This window comes from Protofrankia sp. Cas8, assembly GCF_963555845.1.
Classification (GTDB): domain Bacteria; phylum Actinomycetota; class Actinomycetes; order Frankiales; family Frankiaceae; genus Protofrankia.
Window position 1 is genome coordinate 8,060 of sequence record NZ_CAUVXI010000037.1, and the last position, 3,714, is coordinate 11,773.

General features: G+C 68.4%; 3 protein-coding genes and 1 pseudogene. 3 read left to right on the forward strand and 1 reads right to left on the reverse strand.

Going from position 1 to position 3,714, the window contains the following annotated elements:
* The 3 genes and pseudogenes from U9977_RS08240 to U9977_RS08250 all read left to right on the forward strand — a co-directional run.
* Positions 1-415: pseudogene (locus U9977_RS08240) on the forward strand (hypothetical protein); the annotation flags it as partial.
* 262 nt (positions 416-677) lie between these two features.
* Positions 678-1,475, forward strand: a complete 798-nt coding sequence (locus tag U9977_RS08245) for an alpha/beta hydrolase (protein WP_322748600.1) — start codon at positions 678-680, stop codon at positions 1,473-1,475.
* Positions 1,476-1,539: 64 nt separating this feature from the next.
* Entirely contained in the window at positions 1,540-3,000 is a 1,461-nt protein-coding gene (locus U9977_RS08250; protein WP_322748601.1) for an NAD(P)/FAD-dependent oxidoreductase, read from the forward strand.
* On the opposite strand, the gene U9977_RS08255 is transcribed toward U9977_RS08250, so the two are convergent.
* Positions 2,975-3,714: patatin-like phospholipase family protein (locus U9977_RS08255; RefSeq protein WP_322748602.1), on the reverse strand; the 740-nt coding region annotated here is incomplete at its 5' end. The genes U9977_RS08250 and U9977_RS08255 overlap by 26 nt on opposite strands.

Genomic DNA, 3,714 nt, shown 5'->3' on the forward strand with positions numbered 1-3,714 from the left:
CGCTGCCAACCTACAGTGGATCACCGATTCCTTTGCGGCGGCAAAGGCGAGCGGCTCGACAGCCGTCATGATCACTTTGCAGGCCGACATGTTTGGTGACAGTCCCACTACCCCGGGTGGAACGACTACCGACCCGACCGATCATTTCGCCGACACCAAGGCCCTGCTGGCCCGCGCGGCGGTCGACTTCGGTAAGCCGGTTGTTCTGGTCAACGGTGACAGCCACTACTTCACGGTGGACAAGCCGCTCAGTGATGACGCGGGGAACGTGATCGAGAACTTCACCCGGGTGATGACGTTCGGTAGCTCGCTCAACCACTGGGTCAGCGCTACGGTCGACCCGACGGACCCGGCGGTCTTCAGCTTCCACCAGCACATCGTCACCGCGAACCTCCCCGTCTATACGTTCAACTGAGAGCTCCGTTGGAGCTCGCATGTGATCGGCGGGTCACCTCCAGGCGGTTCCCGGTCGGGCTGCCGGCCGAACCGGTATCAACCTACTAGCATGACATGTCGGCACCACGCCTGAGATAGGTGACCTGAGATAGGTGACCTACGTAGGTGACCTGAGATAGGTGGATCGTATCTGCCCCCCTTGACAGTTCTGACTTCATCGGCTTTGACTATTCATTTGTGCGTCGGTGGACTGGTCGGGACTGTCGAGGGGGAGCAGGATCATGAAAACGCTGAGTGTGCCAGTAGTGTTCATCCATGGTCTGTGGCTGCACTCGACGAGCTGGCGGAACTGGACCGAGTTGTTCACAGAAGCCGGCTATGAGACGGCGACTCCCGAATGGCCAGGGGCCGGCGCCACGGTCGAAGAGGCCCGTGGGAACCCGGAAGCGCAGGCCGGCAAGGGACTGAGCGAGATCATCAGTCATCACGGCGAATTTCTGCAGACCTTCGCCGCCAAGCCGATCGTCATCGGCCACTCCTTCGGCGGTCTCATCGCGCAGAGCCTGCTCGGCCAGAATCTGGCCGCGGCCGCGATCGCGATCGATCCAGCGCAGATCCGAGGTGTTCTGCCGCTGCCCGTCGCTCAGCTCAAGTCCGCGTTCCCGGTCCTGCGGAATCCGTTGAATATTACCAAGAGTTTCGTCCCGAACAAGCAGGAGTTCAGGTATGGATTCGGCAACGAGCTGAGCCGTGAGGAGTCCGACGAGCTGTATGACATGTGGACGATCCCGTCCCCGGCCCGCCCGTTGTTCGAAGCCGCGGCCGCGAACGTCGCGCCGAATTCCCCGGCGAAGGTCGACGTGAAGAACTCGACCCGCGGTCCACTGCTCATCATCTCCGGCCGCCAGGATCACACGGCTCCCGATGCGGTCGCCCGCGCCACCGTCAAGTGCTACCGGCATTCGAGCGCGGTGACCGACCTCAAGCAGTTCGACCGTGGTCATTCCCTGACCGTCGACCATGGCTGGCGCGAGATTGCCCAGACCTCCCTGGACTGGCTTCGATCGCAGGGCCTGTAGGTACCGCCAGCTGGACTGCTCGACGGCTCTCGATGGGGCCTGCGCCGGGCGATACCCTGCCGACGTGGCAGCGAGTGCGGACGGGTTCGACGCGGTCGTCGTCGGCTCCGGTCCCAACGGGCTCACGGGCGCGGTCACGCTCGCCGAAGCCGGCTGGCGGGTGCTCGTCATCGAAGCCGCGCCGACCGCCGGCGGCGGGCTGCGCACCGAGGAGCTGACCCTGGCGGGGTTCCGACACGATGTGTGCGCCACCGTGCTGCCGCTGGCGCTGGCCTCGCCTGCGCTGCGTGCGCTGCCACTGGCGGCGGAGGGCCTGCGTTGGGCACATCCGCCGGTGCCACTCGCGCACCCGTTTGAGGACGCGCCGGCGGCGCTGCTGCACCGCGATGTCGTGCAGACGGACACCGATCTCGGGGCGCGGTCGGGGTGGAGCCGACTGCTCGCCCCGCTCGCCGCCGACGCGGACCGTCTCGCCACCGGCCTGCTCGCCCCGCTCGATCTGCCCCCGCCGGCCCCGGTCACGCTGGCCCGGTTCGGGGCCCGCGGGCTGTGGCCGGCGACGATGCTCGCCCGGCTGGCGCTGCGGGGCGATCGTGGCCGTGCGCTGCTCGCCGGCCTCGCCGCCCATTCCATGCTCGACCTGGGCCAACCCATCACCGGCGGGTATGGGCTTTTCCTCGCGGTGCTGGCGCATGCTGTCGGCTGGCCACTGGCCGTCGGCGGGTCGCAGTCGCTCGCGGACGCCCTGATCGCACGGCTGCGCCGGCTCGGCGGGGAGCTGGTCACCGACAGCCCGGTGCGGTCCCTCGCCGAGCTGCCGCCGGCGGCAGCGGTGCTGCTCGACCTGACCCCACGCCAGGTGCTCACGGTCGCCGGCGACCGGCTGCCGGCCGGCTACCGGCGCGCGCTGGCCCGCTACCGGTACGGGCCAGGTGTGTTCAAGGTCGACTGGGCGTTGGACGGTCCGGTGCCGTGGCGGGACCCGTCCGTGGCCGGCGCCGCGACCGTGCACCTCGGGGGCACTCTCGCCGAGGTTGCCACGGCCGAACGGACGGTGGCCCGCGGCGGGCATCCCTCCCGCCCGTTCGTGCTGTTCGTACAGGCCGGTGTCGCGGATCCCTCCCGTGCCCCCGCCGGGCGGCACACCGCGTGGGCCTACTGCCATGTGCCGTCCGGTTCCACCGTTGACATGACCGATGCGATCGAAGCGCAGGTGGAGCGGTTCGCACCCGGGTTCCGGGACCGGGTGCTGGGTCGGCACACGATGTCACCGAAGGCGCTGGAGGCGCACAACGCCAACGAGATCGGCGGGGACATCGGCGGTGGCACCGCCGATCTGCGTCAGCTCATTGCCCGCCCGGTGCTCTCAGCCCGGCCGTGGGCCACACCACTGCCCGGGGTGTACCTGTGCTCGGCTGCGACACCGCCTGGTGGCGGTGTGCACGGGATGGGGGGTGCGCACGCCGCCCGTCTTGCTCTCCGCCATGCGGGAGGTGCGTTCAGTAGGAGCCCTGATGGTCGCTGAGCCCGGACTCGCCGCTGCTGCTGCTGCTGAGGAATTTTCGGGCCGCTGCCTGGCCGTTCGCGAACAGTCGATCGCGGGTTTCCCGATCGAGTGCGAAGTCGACGGGGGAGACGCCGGTGGTGTCAACGTAGATGGTCCGCCGGTTCACGCCCTCGCTGTCGAGGTGGTACCGGTTCCAGTCGCCGCGCAGCGTTGCCAGGCAGCGGAACGCAAGCCCGAGCGCGTTGCGGACCGGCTTGTCCCGGGTCACCGTCGGCTCACCGGACAGCTTGACTCCCCAGGTCGGCCAGCGCGGTTGCCTGCCGTCGGTACGGTCGAAAGCCGTGATCGGGAAATCCGCCAGCAGGCCGCCGTCGGCCCAGGTCGCAGTCCCGTTGCCGGTGTCGACCTGGACCGGCTTGAAGTAGAACGGGATCGACATCGACGCGCGGACGGCGTCGACGATCCGGGCCGCGCCGGCATCCCGGCCGTATCGGTCGTAGTCCCAGGGCAGCCGGACCAGCACCTGCCGGGACAGGTCGCTGACATGCACGACAAGGGAATACGACTGGTAGTCGGCAAGGGAGCCGTCGGGATCGTCGATGGCGAGGTGGCTGAAGGTGGTCACGCCCACCTTCTCCAACTCCGGGCCGAGCCAGTCGACCAGGTAGTCGCCTGTATGCATACCGTCGCGGGCAAGGAGGTCCAGCCCCACACCGAGGCGACCGCCGATGC

Coding starts and splice junctions, on each gene's coding strand:
- U9977_RS08245 (WP_322748600.1), top strand. CDS start 678: ATGAAAACGCTGAGTGTGCCAGTAGTGTTCATCCATGGTCTGTGGCTG.